Annotated in this window: 17 protein-coding genes and 2 tRNA genes; 14 read left to right on the forward strand and 5 right to left on the reverse strand. The window is 68.0% G+C overall.

Annotated elements, in window-relative coordinates; translation table 11 throughout:
- The first annotated feature begins 48 nt into the window (after positions 1-48).
- The 4 genes from ABIC63_RS05030 to ABIC63_RS05045 all read left to right on the forward strand — a co-directional run bounded on the left by ABIC63_RS05030 (position 49) and on the right by ABIC63_RS05045 (position 3,724).
- Entirely contained in the window at positions 49-1,173 is a 1,125-nt protein-coding gene (locus ABIC63_RS05030) for a patatin-like phospholipase family protein (protein WP_354318941.1), read from the forward strand.
- A 62-nt stretch (positions 1,174-1,235) separates the two neighbouring features.
- Positions 1,236-1,733, forward strand: coding sequence for a CHRD domain-containing protein (locus ABIC63_RS05035; protein ID WP_294374839.1), 498 nt, complete (start codon positions 1,236-1,238; stop codon positions 1,731-1,733).
- Between the two features lie 9 nt (positions 1,734-1,742).
- Positions 1,743-2,402 (forward strand): response regulator, encoded by a 660-nt coding sequence (locus ABIC63_RS05040; RefSeq protein ID WP_294374843.1) that lies wholly within the window; start codon positions 1,743-1,745, stop codon positions 2,400-2,402.
- Complete coding sequence (locus ABIC63_RS05045) at positions 2,399-3,724, forward strand: ATP-binding protein (protein WP_294374846.1); 1,326 nt, start codon at positions 2,399-2,401, stop codon at positions 3,722-3,724. Before ABIC63_RS05040 ends, ABIC63_RS05045 begins: the two co-directional genes overlap by 4 nt.
- Here the strand turns inward: ABIC63_RS05045 and ABIC63_RS05050 are convergent, their stop codons facing one another.
- The gene (locus ABIC63_RS05050) at positions 3,725-4,798 is read right to left on the reverse strand and encodes an ABC transporter permease (RefSeq protein ID WP_354318942.1); all 1,074 of its coding nucleotides are present in this window, start codon (positions 4,796-4,798) and stop codon (positions 3,725-3,727) included.
- 430 nt (positions 4,799-5,228) lie between these two features.
- Between ABIC63_RS05050 and rimO the strand changes: the two genes are divergently transcribed.
- Complete coding sequence (gene rimO / locus ABIC63_RS05055) at positions 5,229-6,617, forward strand: 30S ribosomal protein S12 methylthiotransferase RimO (RefSeq protein ID WP_354318943.1); 1,389 nt, start codon at positions 5,229-5,231, stop codon at positions 6,615-6,617.
- Between the two features lie 94 nt (positions 6,618-6,711).
- Here rimO and ABIC63_RS05060 read toward each other — a convergent pair.
- Together ABIC63_RS05060 and ABIC63_RS05065 are read right to left on the reverse strand one after the other, a co-directional pair.
- A tRNA-Leu gene (locus tag ABIC63_RS05060) sits at positions 6,712-6,796 on the reverse strand.
- 205 nt (positions 6,797-7,001) lie between these two features.
- A tRNA-Leu gene (locus tag ABIC63_RS05065) sits at positions 7,002-7,086 on the reverse strand.
- A gap of 43 nt (positions 7,087-7,129) precedes the next feature.
- Between ABIC63_RS05065 and rnr the strand changes: the two genes are divergently transcribed.
- Complete coding sequence (rnr, locus tag ABIC63_RS05070) at positions 7,130-9,445, forward strand: ribonuclease R (protein ID WP_502935846.1); 2,316 nt, start codon at positions 7,130-7,132, stop codon at positions 9,443-9,445.
- Positions 9,446-9,534: 89 nt separating this feature from the next.
- A complete protein-coding gene (locus ABIC63_RS05075) occupies positions 9,535-10,314 on the forward strand; it encodes an SDR family oxidoreductase (RefSeq protein WP_294374856.1) in 780 nt (259 codons plus the stop codon).
- A 12-nt stretch (positions 10,315-10,326) separates the two neighbouring features.
- Here the strand turns inward: ABIC63_RS05075 and ABIC63_RS05080 are convergent, their stop codons facing one another.
- Both ABIC63_RS05080 and ABIC63_RS05085 read right to left on the reverse strand, forming a co-directional pair.
- Positions 10,327-11,796 carry an NAD(P)H-hydrate dehydratase gene (locus ABIC63_RS05080; RefSeq protein WP_354318944.1) on the reverse strand — a complete coding sequence of 490 codons (1,470 nt, stop codon included), beginning with the start codon at positions 11,794-11,796 and terminating at the stop codon, positions 10,327-10,329.
- Between the two features lie 28 nt (positions 11,797-11,824).
- The gene (locus ABIC63_RS05085; protein ID WP_354318945.1) at positions 11,825-13,081 is read right to left on the reverse strand and encodes a D-amino acid dehydrogenase; all 1,257 of its coding nucleotides are present in this window, start codon (positions 13,079-13,081) and stop codon (positions 11,825-11,827) included.
- A gap of 401 nt (positions 13,082-13,482) precedes the next feature.
- Between ABIC63_RS05085 and rpsB the strand changes: the two genes are divergently transcribed.
- From rpsB to ispC, 7 genes are all read left to right on the forward strand, one after another.
- The gene (gene rpsB, locus ABIC63_RS05090; protein WP_234194139.1) at positions 13,483-14,244 is read left to right on the forward strand and encodes a 30S ribosomal protein S2; all 762 of its coding nucleotides are present in this window, start codon (positions 13,483-13,485) and stop codon (positions 14,242-14,244) included.
- Positions 14,245-14,326: 82 nt separating this feature from the next.
- Entirely contained in the window at positions 14,327-15,250 is a 924-nt protein-coding gene (gene tsf, locus ABIC63_RS05095) for a translation elongation factor Ts (RefSeq protein ID WP_354318946.1), read from the forward strand.
- 108 nt (positions 15,251-15,358) lie between these two features.
- The gene (gene pyrH, locus ABIC63_RS05100; RefSeq protein ID WP_043112667.1) at positions 15,359-16,081 is read left to right on the forward strand and encodes a UMP kinase; all 723 of its coding nucleotides are present in this window, start codon (positions 15,359-15,361) and stop codon (positions 16,079-16,081) included.
- 15 nt (positions 16,082-16,096) lie between these two features.
- Complete coding sequence (frr, locus tag ABIC63_RS05105; RefSeq protein WP_354318947.1) at positions 16,097-16,657, forward strand: ribosome recycling factor; 561 nt, start codon at positions 16,097-16,099, stop codon at positions 16,655-16,657.
- A gap of 109 nt (positions 16,658-16,766) precedes the next feature.
- Complete coding sequence (gene uppS, locus ABIC63_RS05110) at positions 16,767-17,468, forward strand: polyprenyl diphosphate synthase (protein WP_476345426.1); 702 nt, start codon at positions 16,767-16,769, stop codon at positions 17,466-17,468.
- Between the two features lie 12 nt (positions 17,469-17,480).
- The gene (locus ABIC63_RS05115) at positions 17,481-18,329 is read left to right on the forward strand and encodes a phosphatidate cytidylyltransferase (RefSeq protein ID WP_294374878.1); all 849 of its coding nucleotides are present in this window, start codon (positions 17,481-17,483) and stop codon (positions 18,327-18,329) included.
- Between the two features lie 19 nt (positions 18,330-18,348).
- Positions 18,349-19,527 carry a 1-deoxy-D-xylulose-5-phosphate reductoisomerase gene (gene ispC / locus ABIC63_RS05120; RefSeq protein ID WP_354318948.1) on the forward strand — a complete coding sequence of 393 codons (1,179 nt, stop codon included), beginning with the start codon at positions 18,349-18,351 and terminating at the stop codon, positions 19,525-19,527.
- The last annotated feature ends 19 nt before the right edge of the window (positions 19,528-19,546 follow it).

The raw sequence follows: 19,546 nt of genomic DNA on the forward strand, positions 1-19,546 counted from the left end.
AGCACGCCAGCCGAGGCGGCCAGTGACGGCCGGACGGTCCGCGCTCTGGTGCTTCAGGGCGGCGGCGCACTCGGCGCCTACCAGGCCGGCGTGTATGAAAGCCTGTCCAGCGAGCACCACGCACTCGACTGGGTGGCGGGCGTCTCCATCGGCGCCATCAATGCGGCGCTGATCGCGGGCAACCCGCCCGAGCGGCGTGTCGAGCGGCTGCGCGAGTTCTGGCAGCTGGTCTCGTCGGCGCCGGGCCAGCAACTGCCCATCTGGGCGGGCGAACGTCGGCTGCTCGCCCAGTTCAGCGCCAATGCGGCCGTGGCGATGGGCATCCCGGGCTTCTTCTCGCCGCGCGTCGATCCGACGCTGCTGCTGGGCGGCGCGGCACCCGTGCTGAGCTACTACGACACGTCCGCGCTCAAGTCCACGCTGGAGCGGCTGGTGGACTTCGACCGCCTCAACGACGACGGCATCCGCGTGTCGGTCGGTGCCGTCAACGTGCGCAACGGCAACTCGGTGTACTTCGACAACCACCGCGTGCGCATCGGGCCGGAACACATCATGGCCAGCGGCGCGTTGCCGCCGGGCTTTCCGCCGGTGCACATCGATGGCGAGGACTACTGGGACGGCGGCATCGTCTCCAACACGCCGCTGCAGTACGTGCTGGACGAGCACGAGCGCAACCGCCGCCTGCTCGTGCTGCAGGTGGATCTGTTCAGCGCCGTCGGCCCGATGCCCACCACGCTGGCCGAGGTGACAGCCCGGCAGAAGGACATCCAGTACTCCAGCCGCACCCGGCTCAACACCGATGTGCTGGGTGCCAACGTCAACCTGCAGCAGGCGCTGGCCGGATTGCTGGAGCGCCTGCCGCCTCAGATGCTGGAAGAGCCGGGACTGCGCGCGTTGTGCCAGCACCTGCGCAGCGCGCCCATCGACATCGTCCACCTCATCCATCGGCCCGCCGAATGGGAGCAGGACGCCAAGGACTACGAGTTCTCCCGCCTGGCGATAGATGCGCACTGGGCCGATGGCCTTCGCGACATGCGCCACTCGCTCGCGCATCCGGAATGGCTGCAGCGGCAGGTGCAGGGCGGCGGCGTCACCACCTACGACCTGGCCAGGCCCGATCATGCGCGTGTTCGCCGGCCCGGCACCGGGGTGGACACGGCGCCTTCCGCCTGAGGCCGCCGACATGCCGCCGTCCCCCGTTGGCCCCGCCGCATCGCAGTGATAAGGTCGCGCGCATGCCTGTTACCTCGCATCCCCTTTCCCGTCGACTCCTGGGCCTGGGCCTGATGGCCGCCGTGCTGGCCGGCTGTACCTCGGTGCCGCTGGACGTGCCGACACCGGCGCCCCGGCCCCAGCCGCCGCGCGAACCGCAACTGGCCGCCTTCAGCACGCGCATGGACGGCCGCAACCAGGTGCCGCCCGTGGCCAGCATGGGCACCGGTACGCTCGATGCCGTGCTCGACAAGAGCACCGGACTGCTGCGCTGGCGTCTGGCCTACAGCAACCTCAGCGGCCCGGTCACTGCCGCACATTTCCACGGGCCGGCGCTGATCGGCATGAATGCGCCGCCGGTCATCACCATCGACGCGTCGCCCAACCGCGCCCCCGAGGGCCGGGCCAACCTCACGCCCTCGCAGCAGGCCGAGCTGCTGGCCGGCCGCTGGTACGTGAACCTGCACACGGCCCGCTATCCCGACGGCGAGCTGCGCGGCCAGCTCATCGAGCGCCGCTGAGCCTGCGCCATGCGACTGCTCCTGCTGGAGGACGACCTCATGATCGGCGAGGCCGTGCTCGACCTGCTGCGCGCCGAGCATTACGCCGTCGACTGGGTCAAGGACGGCGAGGCCGCCGAGTCGGCCCTGCGCACGCAGGACTACGACCTGGTGCTGCTGGACCTGGGCGTGCCGCGCCGTGACGGGCTGGAGGTGCTGCGCGGCCTGCGGGCCCGCAAGCAGCGCATGCCGGTGCTCATCACCACCGCGCGCGACGCCGTGCAGCAGCGCGTCGAGGGCCTGGACGCCGGCGCCGACGACTACGTGCTCAAGCCCTACGACCTGGACGAGCTGCTGGCACGCATCCGTGCGTTGCTGCGCCGCGCCGCGGGTCGGGCCGAGCCGGTGTACGAGCACAAGGGCGTGAGCCTGAACCCTGCCACGCACGAGGCGATGGTCGACGGCAAGCCGATGGTGCTGTCGGCCCGCGAATGGGCGGTGCTGGAGGCGCTGATCGCCCGGCCAGGGCTGATCCTTTCGCGCCCTCAACTGGAGGAAAAGCTCTATAGCTGGAAGGACGAGATCAGCAGCAATGCGGTCGAGGTCTACATCCATGGCCTGCGCAAGAAGCTGGGCGCGGACCTGATCCGCAACGTGCGGGGCGTGGGCTACATGGTCCCGAAGGAATGAATCGCCCGCGGCTGATGCGCTCGCTGCGGGCCCGGTTGCTGGCCTTCCTGCTGGCGGCCATCGTGCTGGCCGGTGGCATCCAGGCCGCCGTGACCTATCGCACCGTGCTGCGCGAGGCCGATGCCATCTTCGACTATCACATGCAGCAGATGGCGCTGTCGCTGCGCTCCGGCCTGCCACCCAGCGCGGCCGTGAGTGGTCTCGGTCCCTCGGAGCAGAACTTCGACTTCGTCGTGCAGGTGTGGACGCAGGACGGCCAGCGCATCTTCGAATCCGCCGACGAGGCGCTGCTGCCGCAGCTGGCGGTGCTGGGCTTCGCCGAGGTGAATGCGCGGGGCACCACCTACCGCGTGCTGTCGATGCAGACGCGCGGCCTGGTCATCCAGGTGGCGCAGGACATGGCGGCGCGGCGGCAGATGGCCGGCAGCCTGGCGCTGCGCACCGTCGCGCCCGTGGCGCTGATGGCGCCGCTGCTGATGCTGGTCGTGTGGTGGGTGGTGAGCGGCTCCCTGGCGCCGGTCTCGCGGGTACGCAGCCAGGTGGCCTCGCGGCAGCCCGACGATCTCTCGCCCGTGGGCGAGGAAGGTTTGCCCGAGGAAGTGCGGCCGCTGGTGGCCGAACTCAATCTGCTCTTCGAGCGGGTGCGCCGGGCCTTCGACGCGCAGAAGCATTTCGTGGCCGATGCGGCGCACGAGCTGCGCTCGCCACTCGCGGCCCTCAAGCTGCAGGTGCAGCTGCTGCGCCGCGCCAGCGATCCGGCGGCGCATGAGCAGGCCGTGCAGCGCCTGGCCGCCGGCATCGACCGGGCGACGCGGCTGGTCGAGCAGTTGCTGACCCTGGCGCGCAACGAGGCGCACGCCGCGGCGGGCGGCGAGACCGTGCCGGTAGACCTGGCGGCACTGGCCCGCGAGGCCATTGCGGATGCCGTGCCCGGCGCCGAATCCCGACGCATCGACCTTGGGTTGGCGCGCGCCGACGCCGTCAGCGTGGCAGGCCATGTGGATGCGCTGCGCATCCTGCTGCGCAACCTGGTGGACAACGCCGTCAAGTACACGCCTGAAGGCGGGCGCGTCGATCTGACGGTGCAGCAAGAGGGCGGCGGCGTGGTGCTGGTGGTCGAGGACTCGGGGCCCGGCCTGGCCGAGTCGGACCGCGAGCGGGTGTGGGACCGCTTCTACCGGGCGCCTGACGCGGGCGCTTCAGGCAGCGGCCTCGGCCTGGCCATCGTGCGCTCGGTGGCGCAGCTGCATGGCGCAGAACTGGCGCTGGACCGCTCGGCCGCGCTGGGTGGGCTGCGGGTGCGGGTGCGCTTTCGCGGCTGATCAGGAGCGCCACGGCGCAGGCGCGCCTGGCAAGGCGGACCGGCCGACACGGAGAACTGAGCCTTTTCCGGCCGGCACTGATCGTGTGGGCTTGGCTGGACTGAGTCGGTCGATGCGCAGCCGTTGCCGGTCGTCCGAGATCATTCGGGCTGCCATGAGGACAGCGCCCACGCAGGCCAGTCCACCCGCTCCCGTGAGCAGCAGCAGAAGAACGATCTGGTACTTCGCCGCGTCGATGGGATCCATCCCAGCAAGCAGCTGCCCGGTCATGATGCCAGGCAGGGTGATGATGCCGGCGGCAGACATCTGGTTGATGATCGGAATGATCCCGCGTCGGATGGACGTGCGGACCAACGCTTGCAGTGCCGTCTTCATGGGCAGGCCGAGCGCCAGCTGGGCCTCGACGCCCGGCCGGTGCAGGGGCAATACCGTCGAAGAAGGTGTCCAGTCGCCATCGACCACAAGCGAGCGCGCTGCCACCCGGCGTGCCTGTTCGTCCGAGTGTGTCACCCAGAGGATCGCCAGCCCCTGCCCGCATTGCCGGCGCAGCAGGTCCTCAAAGGCCTGTGTCGACTCGGCGTCCAGTGCGGCCGTGGGCTCGTCCAGCAGCAGCACGGCAGGTTCACGGGCCAGTGATCGCAGGAGAGCCAATCGCTGCCTTTCGCCGGTGGACAAGCGGAGAACCTCGGCGTCGAGCGACGTCTGCGGCAGACCCAGTGCCTCAACCATCTGCACAATGCGCAAGCGCTGAGCAGCGTCGAAATGGTCACCCACCGTGGGCGCCCACCAGGCAGGCTCCGCCGACTGGTAGATGACCCGACGGCGCCACTGCGGGCCGCTGAACTGCTCGCGCGGCCGGCCGTCCAGCTCGACCGTGCCTCCGCTGGGGGGATCGAGGTCGGCGATCAGACGCAGCAGGACTGATTTGCCGGAGCCGGAGCGCCCTCTTATCGCGACACATTCGCCGCGGTCGAGCTGGAGCGCGTGCGGGCCGGAGCGGGGCGATTGAAGATGTCGGACCACTAGCCGGGGTGGGATTGGCTGCATTCGCTGCGCGCTCGCTTCAATATGCATGACATGGTAAGGCGGCGCGGGCCAAGACCCCCAAGGCGTCGGTGCCAGGATGGGGAGGGGCGGGGTGCTGCGGGTGGGGCTCCTTGCCAAGGCGGTGCCAAGTGGTTCCGGCATCTACAATTCGGGCCCTATGGGCCGTGGCCTGGAAGGGCTCGATCCGCAAGAGTCGGTGTGGCCTTCGGCCAAAGCCAGGGACGCAGCCTGCACCTCCCAGACTCGACGGTGGCCCCGCAACACCCCTGCGTGCCCGGCCTGACGTGCCAGTGGTGGCAGGCCAACAGCCCTTCATCCTGCAACGTCAGCGATTCGTTCGCCGCAGCCCGTGCTCCGCGGCCCAGCGGGTCGCGTAGGCCGCATGCCGCTGCGTGCCCATTCCTCTGGTTGGGCGCGGGTCCGACAACACGCGCGTAGCTACATATCAGTCCTGCCAATGAACACCCCAACGATCACCGACGAGCCGAAGCGCGCACCCAGTATCGGTATGGTCTCCCTCGGTTGCCCGAAGGCCCTGACCGATTCCGAGCTGATCCTCACCCAGCTCAGCGCCGAGGGCTACCAGACCTCCAAGACCTTCCAGGGCGCTGACCTGGTGATCGTCAATACCTGCGGCTTCATCGACGACGCGGTCAAGGAAAGCCTGGACACCATCGGCGAGGCGCTGGCTGAGAACGGCCGCGTGATCGTCACCGGGTGCCTGGGCGCCAAGACGGGCGGCAGCGGCGGCAACATGGTGCGCGAACTGCATCCCTCGGTGCTGGCCGTCACGGGCCCGCATGCCACGCAGGAGGTGATGGACGCCGTCCACGCCAACCTGCCCAAGCCGCACGACCCCTTCATCGATCTGATTCCACCCGCGGGCATCAAGCTCACGCCTCGCCACTACGCGTACCTGAAGATCAGCGAAGGCTGCAACCACCGCTGCACCTTCTGCATCATCCCGTCGATGCGCGGCGATCTGGTGTCACGGCCCATCGGCGATGTGCTCAAGGAAGCCAAGGCGCTGTTCGAAGGCGGCGTCAAGGAGTTGCTGGTCATCAGCCAGGACACCTCCGCCTATGGCGTGGACATCAAGTACCGCACCGGCTTCTGGGACGGCAAGCCGGTGCGCACGCGCATGCTCGACCTGGTCGCTGCGCTGGGGGATATCGCCGAGCCGTATGGCGCCTGGGTGCGCCTGCATTACGTCTACCCGTACCCGAGCGTGGACGAGGTCATTCCGCTGATGGCCCAAGGTCGCGTGCTGCCCTACCTGGATGTGCCGCTGCAGCACAGCCATCCGGACGTGCTGCGGCGCATGAAGCGCCCGGCCAGCGGCGAGAAGAACCTGGAGCGCATCGCGCGCTGGCGCGGGATGTGCCCGGAGTTAGTCATCCGCAGCACCTTCATCGCCGGCTTTCCTGGCGAGACGGAAGAGGAGTTCGAGCACATGCTGGACTTCGTGCGCGCCGCGGGCATCGACCGTGCTGGCTGCTTCGCCTACAGCCCCGTGGAAGGCGCCACGGCCAATGAGCTGCCCGGCATGCTGCCCGAAGCCGAGCGCGAGGCGCGCCGCGCGCGCTTCATGGAAGTGGCCGAGGCCGTGTCGGCCCAACGCCTGCAGCGCCGCGTCGGCGCCACCATGCAAGTGCTGGTCGACTCGGCGCCCGGCCTGGGCCGCAAGGGCGGGGTAGGCCGCAGCTATGCCGATGCGCCCGAGATCGACGGCGTGGTGCGGCTGCTGCCGCCGGAGAAGATCAGCAAGACGATGAAGGTGGGCGAGTTCACCAAGGCGCGCATCGTGGCGGCCGAAGGGCACGACCTGGTGGCGCTTCCCATCTGAGGCCGCAGCAGGACCGGGAGGCGCAGCCTCCTTGTCCTCTACCCGGCGCGCCAAAACAAAAAGGCCACCCGGAGGTGGCCTTTTTGCTGTGTCTTGGTGCCCAGGAGAGGACTCGAACCTCCACGATGTTACTCGCTAGTACCTGAAACTAGTGCGTCTACCAATTCCGCCACCTGGGCTCAATATTCATTGCTTTCGCGAAGAACATATCCGTTTCAGGAAAGCCTGCGATCATATCAGCGATCAGATGTGTTGTGCAACTGACTGCCAAAAAATCTTTGCTGATCCATTCCGACTGGCGTCGCGCGGGGAGGCTGGACGTCTGCGGAGCAGCAATGGCTCTCACAAATAAGAAAGCCGCCGGGGTTGCCGGCGGCTTTGTGTTGGTGCCCAGGAGAGGACTCGAACCTCCACGATGTTACTCGCTAGTACCTGAAACTAGTGCGTCTACCAATTCCGCCACCTGGGCCAATTTCTGTCGTACCCTAGAGGGGTTAACGTCAAAAATTTGTGTGCGTTTCAGGAAAGAAGGAGATCATATCAAAAATCCCGCAGTTGCCAACCCCTTGTTGGAAGAGTTCGAAGGAACGGTGCAAGGTCACCGTGATGGCCATGGTTTCGTTCAGCGCGACGACGGGGAAGCCGATGTGTATCTGCCACCGAACGAGATGCGGGCGGTGCTCCACAAGGACCGGGTCAAGGCCCGCATCGTGCGCACCGACCGGCGGGGCCGCCCGGAAGGGCGGGTGGTCGAGATCGTGGAACGCCCTGCGCAGCCGATCATCGGGCGGCTGCTGAACGAAGGAGGCGTCTGGCTGGTAGCGCCTGAGGACAAGCGCTACGGCCAGGATGTGCTGATCCCCAAGGGCGCCACCGGCACCGCCAAGACGGGCCAGGTGGTCGTGGTGCAGCTCACCGAGCCGCCTGCCCTGTTCGGTCAGCCTGTGGGTCGCGTGGCCGAGGTGCTGGGCGAGATCGACGACCCCGGCATGGAGATCGAGATCGCGGTGCGCAAGTATGGTGTGCCCCATGTGTTCTCCGAGGCGTGCCTGGCCGAGGCCAAGGCGCTGCCCGACAAGGTGCGGCCCACCGACCGGCGCCACCGTATCGACCTGCGTGATATTCCCCTGTGCACCATCGACGGCGAGGACGCGCGCGACTTCGACGACGCGGTGTACTGCGAGCCCATGAAGATCGGCCGTGGCAAGACCGCGAAGACCGGCTGGCGCCTGCTGGTCGCCATTGCCGATGTCAGCGCCTATGTGAAGACCGGCTCCCCCATCGACATCGACGCCTACGACCGCGCCACCAGCGTGTACTTCCCGCGGCGGGTGATCCCGATGCTGCCGGAGAAGCTGTCGAACGGCCTGTGCTCGCTCAACCCGGACGTCGACCGCCTGTGCATGGTGTGCGACATGGTGATCACGGCCGAAGGCGAGATCGAGGCCTACCAGTTCTACCCGGCCGTGATGCACAGCCACGCCCGCTTCACCTACACCGAGGTGGCGGCGATCCTTGCCAATACGCGCGGTCCCGAAGCGGCGCGCCGCAAGGAGCGCGTGCAGGACCTGCTGAACCTGGCGGACGTGTACCGCGCCCTGCTGGCGCAGCGCAGCAAGCGCGGCGCCGTGGACTTCGAGACCACCGAGACGCAGATCGTCTGCGACGAATCGGGACGCATCGAGAAGATCGTGCCGCGCACGCGCAACGAGGCCCACCGGCTGATCGAAGAGGCCATGCTGGCCGCCAACGTCTGCAGTGCCGACTTCATCGCACAGAGCAAGCACCCCGGCCTGTTTCGTGTGCACGAAGGCCCGACACCCGAGAAGAAGGAGATCCTGCGCAACTACCTGCGGGCCATGGGCGTGGGCATGTCGATCACCGACGAGCCGCATCCCTCCGAGTTCCAGGCCATCGCCGAGGCGACCAAGGGGCGGCCGGATTCGCAGCAGATCCACACCATGCTGCTGCGCTCGATGCAGCAGGCGATCTACACGCCGATCAACAGCGGCCACTTCGGTCTGGCCTACGACGCCTACACTCACTTCACCAGCCCGATCCGGCGCTATCCGGACCTCCTGGTGCACCGCGTGATCAAGGCGATCCTCGATGGCGCGCGCTATCAGTTGCCGGTGCTGCCCACGCCGGGCGAGGCCCATGCCAAGCTGGCCAAACGGCTCGCCTCGCGCGTGAAGGCGCCGACGCAGGCGCCGGCCAAGCTGCCGGCGGCGCAGACGAAGGAAACGCAGGCCTGGCAGGCCGCCGGTCTGCACTGCAGCGCCAACGAGCGCCGTGCCGACGAGGCGAGCCGCGACGTCGAAGCCTGGCTCAAGTGCAAGTACATGCGCGAGCACCTGGGCGAGGAGTTCGGCGGCGTGGTCACCGCGGCCACGACCTTCGGCATCTTCGTCACGCTGGACGCGATGTATGTCGAAGGCCTGGTGCACATCACAGAGCTGGGCGGCGAGTACTTCAAGTTCGACGAGGCGCGGCAGGAACTGCGCGGCGAGCGCACCGGCATCCGCTACTCCATCGGCACCCGCGTGCGGGTGCAGGTGAGCCGCGTCGACCTGGACGGCCGCAAGATCGACTTCCGCCTGGTGCGCGAGGGCGAGGACCTGACGGCCCGCGCCATGCGCGACAAGGGCGTGTCAGCGCAGGGCGTGCCGGTCAAGGCGTCGGAAAAGCGGCAGTCGCGCCAGCGTGCGGCGTCCAATTCGTCGCGCCACGAGGGCAACCTGCCGGCGTCGCCAATCCAGGCGCTGAAATCGGCCGTCAAGAAGGCGGCTGGCAAGATCAAGAAGAAGCGCCGTCCGCCGCGTCCCTGAGCTTTTTCCTTCACCCTGAGACTCCACCCGAAAGGCCATCGGCTTCCTGCATCGTCCCGGCGATGCGGCCGGTGGCCGGGTTCCTTTCCATGACCGACAAGAGTTCCAATCCTGCGGCCCGCGCGCCGCGCATCGCGATCGTCACTGGCGCCGGCTCCGGCATCGGTCGCGCCGCCTCCCTGGCCCTGCTGGCCGACGGCTGGAGCGTCGTGCTCGCAGGCCGCCGTCCCGAGCCGCTGGAGGCCGTGGCCGATGAGTCCGGCGCGGGCGAGCGCGTCTTCGCCGTACCGACCGATGTGACCCAGCCCGAATCGGTGGATGCGCTGTTTGCCGCCACCTTGCAGCGTTACGGCCGGGTCGACCTGCTCTTCAACAATGCCGGCGTGAGCAACCCGCCCGGTCCTTTCGAGGACTGGACGCCCGAGCAATGGAAGGGCGTCGTCGACATCAACCTCAACGGCATGTTCTATTGCCTGCAACGCGCCTTCCGCGCCATGCGCGACCAGTCGCCGCGGGGCGGGCGCATCATCAACAACGGGTCCATCTCGGCCCACACGCCGCGGCCCAACTCCATGGCCTACACGGCCACCAAGCATGCAGTGGCCGGCCTAACCAAGACAGCTGCGCTGGATGGCCGCAAGTACGACATCGCGGTGGGCCAGGTCGATGTGGGCAATGCACTCACCGAGATGGCTGCCAAGTTCCAGCGCGGCGTGCCGCAGGCCAATGGAGAGATCGCGATCGAGCCGACGATGGACGTCAACGTCGTGGGCCAGTCGGTGCTCTACATGGCCAATCTGCCCCTCGAGGCCAATGTGCTCTTCCATACGGTGATGGCCACCAAGATGCCGTTCGTCGGTCGCGGCTGACGAGCATGCGCGTCAGGCGGGCAGCGCCAGTCCGAGGCCGGCATGGCGCGCCAGTTGCGACGCGCTGAACGGACGGTCGGCGAGCCAGCTGTCCGCGGCCGCTCCATGCCACCACACGGCCTGGGTCGCGGCGCTTTGCGGATCGAGGCCGGATGCCAGGGCCGCGCCCACCATGCCCGCCAGCACGTCGCCAGTGCCGCCGGTGGCCAGCCGTGCGTTGCCCGTGGGGTTGATGCGGGGGCAGTCATCGGGGCTCGCGATCACCGAGCCGGAGCCCTTGAGCACGACGGTGCAGCCCAAGGCGTGCGCAAGCTGGCTTGCCGCGGTCAGACGATCCGCCTGCACGGCCTGGGTGTCGGTCTTCAGCAGCCTTGCGGCTTCGAGCGGATGCGGCGTGAGCACGGTGGCCCGATGGGCCTGCGCTCGTTTCTGCAGCAGTTCGCGCCAATCCGGGTGGCGCCCGAGGGCGTTGAGGCCATCGGCATCGAGCACCAGCGACTTTGCGTGGGCGAGCACCTCGGGCAGGAGCGCGTCCGCGGCCACGCCGCCCCCGCACCCGCAGACCACCGTCATCCGGTCAAGCGCCAGTGACCGAGGGTTGCGGCGCATGAGCGCATCGTCGGCCGCGGGCGAGGGCGCTTCGTCGTCCAGCAGCCCCACGAACACACGGCCTGCGCCCGCATGCAGCGCAGCGGTGGCCGCGAGCCACGCAGCGCCGGTCATGCCCGGGGCACCACCGATGACCGCGACGTCGCCGAAGCTGCCCTTGTGGCTGTCGTGCGGGCGCGAGGCACGTGCCGGGCGCCCAGGCAGTCGGGCATCCGGCGGGACACTGGTTCGGTCAGCCCCCAGGTCGTCGAACCACACCACGCCCGCCGCATCGCGGCCCTGCGCCGTGAACAGGCCGGGCTTGAGCGTGAGCAGACTCAGGCAGTGGCGTTGGCCCGGGCCTGCAATGCCAGGATCGGCCGCAGACCGTCCCGTGTCCGCGTCCAGGCCGCTGGGCAGGTCGACCGCCAGGACGGGCGCGCCGCTGGTCTGCATGATGCGAAGGTGATCGCGCATTCGGCCGCCCGGCGCTCGCGAGGCGCCCAGGCCGAGCAGCGCGTCGACGGCCAAGTCGAAGTGCACGGGCGCCTCAGGGGCGAGGGGGATGCCGGCCGCGCACAGACGGTCGAAGGCGTCGCGCGCGTCGGAGGGCAGTCGCTGCGCATCCCCGTCAAAGGTGACGGTCACCGGCCGACCGCGCCGCACCAGTTCGAGCGCCGCCGCGAAGCCGTCGCCGCCGTTGTTGCCGGGGCCGCAGGCGATCCAGATGCAGCGCGCGTGCGGGGCCAGGGCCATGGCCAGGCGTGCCGTCGCCGCGCCGGCACGCCGCATGAGCGTGTGCGCAGGAAGGTGGGCGGCAGCGGCTCGTTCGATGTGCCGCGATGCGGCGACGCCGTGCAGCGGATGGGGCAGGGTGAGGTCCAGGCAGTGCATGGCGCGAGCATGCCTGAACCCGCGCGGGTCAGCGCCGCAGCAGGCGCTCCATGCCCAGGCCGTCGATGTCCACCTCGGGCTCGCGGTGAGCCACCAGATCGGCCAGCACGCGTGCGCTGCCGCATGACAGCGCCCAGCCGCTGGAGCCATGGCCCAGGTTCAGCCATACGCCGGGAACGCCGCTCGGGCCGATGATCGGCGGTCCGTCGGGCAGCATGGGGCGCGCGCCCTTCCACTGCTGCATGCCTGCGCTCAGATTGACGCCCCCCGGAAACCAGTCCTGCAGCACTTTGAAGAGCGTCGGCAGCGCCGCTGGATGGATGCGGCCGGGCTCGCCGCCGAGTTCGGCGCCACCCGCCACGCGCACCCGCTGGCCTTGCCGCGAGATGGCCACCTTGAAGCGCTCGTCCATCACGGCGCTGCGCGGTGCATTCAAGGGCTCGCGTATCGGTGCGCTGATCGAGTGCCCGTACACCGGTGCAAGCGGGATCTGCAGTCCGAGGGGCGCCAGAAGCGGGACGGCGCCCAGGCCGGCGCAGACGACAATGGCATCGAATGCCACCGACTCGGAGCCGGAGGCCAGGCTGAGCGAACGCGGATGCGCAGCCGACAGCGGCGCGATGTCGCAGCCGAAATGGAACTCGGCGCCCAGGGCCTCGGCTTCGCGCTTGAGTAGCAGCGCGAACTGCCGGCAGTTGCCGACCTCGTCCTGGGGCAGGTGGATGGCACCGGCCAGGGCCGTGCCTTCGGTCAGGCCGGGCTCGATCCGGCGGGCGGCATCGGCGTCGACCACTTCGAAGGCGGCGCCGGCTTCGCGCAGGACGTCCAGGCCGGGCTGGATCAGCTTCTGTTCGCGCGCGCCGCGCAGCAGGACGAGGTAGCCATCGCTGCGCTCATAGGCCAGCTCGCGGCTTTCCACGATTCCGTGCAGGCGCTGCCGGCTGTAGAAGGCCAGGCGCTGCATGCGGCCGCGGTTGGCCAGGTAGGTCTCGAGCCGGCAGGCCTTCTGCCAGGCGCGCATGAAAGCGAGGTCGCGGCGGTGCAGCGGCCAGCGCAGCTTGATGGCGCCATGGGCCGACAGCAGCGAGCGCAGCACCTTCATGCGCATGCCCGGCGCGGCCCACGGTGTGACGTAGCCGGGGGCGACGACTCCGGCGTTGGCGAAGCTCGATTCCTCGGCGGCCGCCTGGCGGCGTTCGAAGACGGCGACGTCGTGGCCGTCGCAGGCCAGTTCCCAGGCAGTGGTGACGCCGATGATCCCGGCGCCCACGATGGCGATTTTCATTGGAGAGCAGAGGAGGGCAGGGCACGCCGCGCGCGGTCAGCCGATGCGCGGAGCATAGTTCAGGCAACGTTTGTTGCCGGCTGTTGGCGGACGCGGGCCTGACCGGATCTGCGGAGAAGCGAGTCAGCTGCCGTCATGCGTCGATCGGCGAGGCCTGGCCGGGCGGCCACGTGGCGGGGCGCTGCCGTCGAGGAGGGGAGGGCACGTGATACACTCCCACGGTTTCGTCGGTCCCGGCTGTCTTTATGCATGCCGGGCAGGGCCCAACGCAGCGGTACGGCTGTCTGGTCCGCCGGCGGAATTCATCCGCGAACCAGCCCATTCAAGGTGTTCGCCACCCGGCCCTGCTGCCGGGTGCGATATGCGGGCTGGATTCAAGACCCAACCTTTGGAGAACTGCAATGTCCACCACCATGCGTGAGATGCTGGAAGCCGGCGTCCACTTCGGCCACCAGACCCGTTTCTGGAACCCCAAGATGGCGCCGTTCATCTTCGGCCACCGGAACAAGATCCACATCATCAACCTGGAAAAGTCGCTGCCGATGTTCCAGGACGCGCAGAAGTACGCCAAGCAGCTGGCTGCTAATCGCGGCACCATCCTGTTTGTCGGCACCAAGCGCCAAGCCCGTGAAATCGTCTCCGACGAAGCCCGCCGCGCCGGCATGCCTTTCGTCGAGACGCGTTGGCTCGGCGGCATGCTGACCAACTTCAAGACGGTCAAGACCTCCATCAAGCGCCTCAAGGACATGAAGGCCCAGCAGGAAGCCGGCCTCGAAGGCATGTCCAAGAAGGAACAGCTGACTTTCACCCGCGAGATCGAGAAGCTCGAGAAGGACATCGGCGGCATCCAGGACATGAACGCCCTGCCCGACGCCATCTTCGTGATCGACGTGGGCTTCCACAAGATCGCCGTGTCCGAAGCCCGCAAGCTGGGCATCCCGCTGATCGGCGTGGTCGACTCCAACCACTCGCCCGAAGGCATCGACTACGTGATCCCCGGCAACGACGACTCCTCCAAGGCCGTCGCCCTGTACGCACGTGGCATGGCCGACGCTGTCATCGAAGGCCGCAACAATGCCGTCAATGACGTGGTCAAGGCCGTCGCCGAAGGCGAAGGCGACGAATACGTCGAAGTCGAAGACAACGCTTCCGCCTCGGCCTGATTTCCAAGGCGGTCCGGAGAAGGGGCTTCGTGGCCCCTTTTTCGTTCCTCTGGCTACTGAAAACGATCTACGGAGTTAAGACATGGCAGCAATTACTGCAAGCATGGTCGCCGAGCTGCGCGCCAAGACCGATGCCCCCATGATGGAGTGCAAAAAGGCCCTGACCGAGGCCGAAGGCAACATGGAAAAGGCCGAAGAACTGCTGCGCGTCAAGCTGGGCAGCAAGGCCGGCAAGGCCGCCGCCCGCATCACCGCGGAAGGTGTGGTCGCCGCCAGCATCGAAGGTACCGTCGGCGCACTGATCGAAGTCAACAGCGAAACCGACTTCGTGAGCAAGAACGACAGCTTCATCGCCATGGCCCAGGCCGCGGCGCAACTGGTCGCCAAGCACAACCCGGCCGACGTGGCCGCCCTGGGCGCCCTGGAATACAGCCAGGACGGCTTCGGCCCCACGCTGGAAGACGTGCGCAAGGGCCTGATCGGCAAGATCGGCGAGAACATGTCGATCCGCCGCTTCAAGCGCTTCGACAACGGCGCCAAGCTGGCTTCCTACCTGCACGGCACCCGCATCGGCGTGGTTGTCGAGTACGAAGGTGACGACACGGCCGCCAAGGATGTGGCCATGCACGTGGCCGCCATGAAGCCCGTGGCGCTGTCCGCCAACGACGTGCCCGCCGAGCTGATCGAGAAGGAACGCGCCGTGGCCGCCGGCAAGGCTGAGGAAGACCGCAAGGCCGCTGAAGCTGCCGGCAAGAAGCCCCAGCCCGACGACATCGTGGCCAAGCGCATCGAAGGCGGCGTGCAGAAGTACCTCAAGGAGGTCTCGCTGTTCAACCAGGCCTTCGTCAAGAACGACAAGCAGACTGTCGAGCAGATGCTCAAGGAGAAGGCCACGACCGTGAAGGGCTTCACCCTGTACGTCGTCGGCGAAGGCATCGAGAAGAAGGTCGACGACTTTGCGGCCGAAGTCGCCGCACAGGTGGCTGCCGCCAAGGCCGGCGCCTGATTGCCCGCGCAAGCGGTGGCGGGCCCTGTAACGGGGCGTGCCACCGCTTTTTTCTTGCGCCTCACCACGTACACTCCCTCCCGCTTCAACATTCTGTTCCCATTGCCTATGCAAGACGCCTCTCCCGCCCATAAGCGTATTCTTCTCAAGCTGTCGGGTGAGGCGCTGATGGGCGACGACGCCTTCGGCATCAATCGGGCGACCATCGTGCGCATGGTCGAGGAAGTGGCTGAAGTGGTGCGTCTGGGCGTCGAGGTGGCGGTGGTCATCGGCGGCGGCAACATCTTCCGCGGCGTCGCGGGCGGTGCCGTGGGCATGGACCGTGCGACGGCCGACTACATGGGCATGCTGGCCACGGTGATGAACTCGCTGGCCCTGGCCGACGCCATGAACAAGCAGGGCCTGACCGCGCGCGTCATGTCGGCCATCGCCATCGACCAGGTGGTGGAGCCGTACGTGCGGCCCAAGGCGCTGCAGTACCTCGAAGAGGGCAAGGTGGTCGTGTTCGCCGCCGGCACCGGCAACCCCTTCTTCACCACGGACACCGCCGCTGCATTGCGCGGCGCTGAAGTGGGCGCCGAGCTGGTGCTCAAGGCCACCAAGGTCGACGGCGTGTACAGCGCCGATCCCAAGAAGGATCCGTCGGCCCAGCGCTATTCATCGCTGTCCTTCGACGAGGCCATTTCCCAGAACCTCGGCATCATGGACGCGACCGCCTTCGCGCTGTGCCGCGATCAGAAACTGCCCATCAAGGTGTTCTCCATCTTCAAGGCCGGTGCCCTCAAGCGCGTGGTGCTGGGTGAGGACGAAGGCACCTTGGTGCATGTCTGACAACGAGAACAAATCATGACCATTGCCGATATCCGCAGCGGGACCGAAGCCAAGATGAAGCAGACGCTGACCGCGCTGCAGGGCCATCTCGCCAAGATCCGCACGGGCCGCGCCAATCCGGCCTTGCTGGACAGCATCCATGTCGAGTACTACGGCTCGCAGGTGCCGCTGTCGCAGGTGGCCAATGTGGCCCTACTTGACGCACGCACCATCAGCGTCCAGCCCTGGGAAAAGAACATGGGCGCCAAGATCGAGAAGGCCATCCGCGAAAGCGATCTGGGCCTCAATCCCGCCAGCATGGGTGAGCTGATCCGCGTGCCGATGCCGCCGATGAGCGAGGAGCGCCGCAAGGAGATGACCAAGTTGGCGCGCCACGAGGGCGAGAACGCCAAGGTGGCCACGCGCAACCTTCGCCGCGACGCCAACGAGTCGGTCAAGAAGCTGGTCAAGGACAAGGCGGCGTCGGAAGACGACCAGAAGCGCGCCGAGGCCGAGATCCAGAAGATGACCGACCGCTACATCGCGGAGATCGACAAGCTGGTGGCGGCCAAGGAAGTCGACATCCTGGCCGTCTGAGGCCCGCCCTGTCGCGTCGCCCATTCCCCGTGTCTTTTCCGGAACGCCGGAGCCAGGAGCCGACCCGTCCATGACTGCCCAACGTGTGCCGCGCCATGTCGCCATCGTGATGGACGGCAACGGCCGCTGGGCGACGCGCCGGTTCCTTCCTCGGGTGGCCGGCCACCGTCAAGGCGTCGAATCGCTGCGTCGCTGCGTCCGTGCCTGCTCCGACCGCGGCATCGAGGTGCTGACTGTCTTTGCGTTCTCTTCGGAGAACTGGAACCGGCCCAAGGACGAAGTCTCCGGCCTGATGGACCTGCTGCTGCTGGTGTTGCAGCGCGAGGTGCCACGGTTGGCGGCGGACGGGGTGCAACTGCATTTCGTGGGTGATCGCACCGCCTTGTCGGCCCGGCTCGTGTCGGGCCTGTCCAAGGCCGAGGCGGACACTGCGCAGAACACGCGTCTGGTGCTGAACATCTGCTTCAACTATGGCGGCCGTTGGGACATCGCCCAGGCGGCGGCCCAGTTGGCCCGGCATGGTCATCCCATCACCGAGGAAAGCCTCGGCCGGGCCATGGCGCTGGCGCACAGCCCTGATCCGGACCTTGTGATCCGCACCGGTGGCGAACAGCGCTTCTCCAACTTTCTGCTCTGGCAGAGCGCCTACTCCGAGCTGTACTTCACAGACTGCCTGTGGCCGGAGTTCGACGAGGCCGCGCTCGATCTCGCGATCGAGGCCTTCCGTGGCCGCGAGCGTCGCTTCGGCAAAACCTCCGAGCAGCTGGTGGCGGGTCACCAACCGCAGCCGCTGCAAAGCCAGGTGGCCTGAGCGACGGTCTCCATGCTGAAGCAGCGCATCATCACCGCCCTCGTCCTGCTGGCCGTTCTGCTGCCGGCGCTGTTCTACCCATCGCCCGAGCCTTTCGCCTGCGTCATGTTGGTGCTGGTGGCCGCAGCAGGTTGGGAATGGGGCCGTCTCAACGGTTACCACCAGGGCATCGCCTTGCTGCTGGGTGGCGAGATGGTGCTGCTGTGCGCGTTGTCGTGGTGGCTGGGGCTGCTGTCGAAGCCGTTGCCTCTGCTGTGGACGGTGGCCGGTGCAGCGTGGGTGCTGGGTGGCGCCGCACTGCTGAAGCTGGCGGTGCCGGGCTGGCCGCATGTTCCAAAGGCCGTCCGTGTCGTTGGCGGGCTGCTGGCGCTGTGGGCGGCTTGGCTCGCGGCGGTGCAGGCGCGCACCATCGGCATCAATTTCCTGCTGTCGATTCTCGTGCTGGTCTGGGTGGCCGACGTGTTCGCGTACTTCGCGGGCCGCGCCTTCGGCCTTCGCTTCACCCATCGCAAGCTGGCGCCAGCCATCAGCCCTGGCAAGAGCTGGGAAGGGGTGTGGGGCGGCGTGGTCGGCGTGATCGTGCTGGCAGTTTGCTGGGTCTGGGCGGACCGGGTGGCCGCTGCCGTGGTCCCCAGCCTGTACACGCACCTGGCTGCACGCGGCTGGTGGCTGCTGCTGTTGGGCGTTGTGTTCCTTGCCGCGATGAGCGTGGTGGGCGACCTGGTCGAGTCGCTCATCAAGCGCAGCGCCGGCGCCAAGGACAGCAGCGGACTGTTGCCGGGCCACGGTGGCGTGCTCGACCGCATCGACGCGCTGCTCCCGACACTGCCACTGGCGATGATGCTGTCGTCACTGGCCTGATCTTCTTCAAGGGATTCCGGTGAGACAACGCGTGACCATCCTCGGGGCGACGGGCTCCGTGGGCACCAGCACCCTGGACGTGATCGCCCGCCATCCGGACCGTTACGAGGTCTTCGCCCTGACGGCCGCCACCCGCGTCGACGAACTGGCCGCACAGTGCCTGCGCTTCCGGCCCCGCTTCGCCGTCATGGCTGACGAGCTGGCGGCGCGCGATCTGGCCTCGCGCCTGGAGGCCGCCCAGTTGTCCACCCGCGTCCTGAGCGGCCCGCAGGCGCTGGACGAGGTGGCGGCGCATCCCGACGTCGATGCCGTGATGGCAGCCATCGTGGGCGCGGCCGGCCTGGCGTCGTGCCTTGCCGCCGCGGCGGCCGGCAAGCGGTTGCTGCTGGCCAACAAGGAGGCGCTGGTGGTGGGTGGCGCGCTGTTCATGGAGACGGTCCGCCGCGGTGGTGCGACCCTGCTGCCGATCGACAGCGAACATTCGGCCATCTTCCAGTGCCTGCCCGAAGACCCGGCCAGTTGGCCTCAGCGGGTCGAGCGGCTGATCCTCACCGCGTCGGGCGGCCCCTTCCGTGGGTGCGACCCGTCAACTCTCTCAGACGTGACGCCGGACCAGGCCTGCGCGCATCCCAACTGGGTGATGGGTCGCAAGATCTCGGTGGATTCCGCCACCATGATGAACAAGGCGCTGGAGGTGATCGAGGCCCGGCATCTGTTCGGGCTGCCCCCGTCGCGCATCGAGGTGACGCTCCATCCGCAGAGCGTCATCCACTCCATGGTGGAGTTCATCGACGGCTCCGTGCTCGCGCAACTGGGGACGCCCGACATGCGCGTGCCGATCGCCTGCGGTCTGGCCTGGCCCGAACGGGTGGAGAGCGGTTCGCAGCGGCTCGACTTCCGTCAGCTGGCTTCGCTGACCTTCGAGGAGGCCGACGAGCGGCGCTTCCCCGGGCTTAAGCTTGCCTGGCAGGTACTCGAGGCCGCGCCGGGCACGCCGGCGGTGCTCAACGCGGCGAACGAGGTGGCGGTGGCGGCCTTCCTGGACGGGCGGCTGCGCTTCGACAGGATCCACGCCGTCAACGTCGAAACTTTGGACCGTGTGCGGCCCTCGAAGGCGCAGTCCCTGGCCGATCTGCTGGATCTGGATGCGCAGGCCCGGCGTGCCGCCGAGCTTGCCGTCGGCCGGATGGCATCCTGACTGCAACCCCCTGCCTGCC

The organism is Pseudacidovorax sp. 1753, assembly GCF_040544975.1.
Classification (GTDB): Bacteria; Pseudomonadota; Gammaproteobacteria; order Burkholderiales; family Burkholderiaceae_C; genus Xenophilus.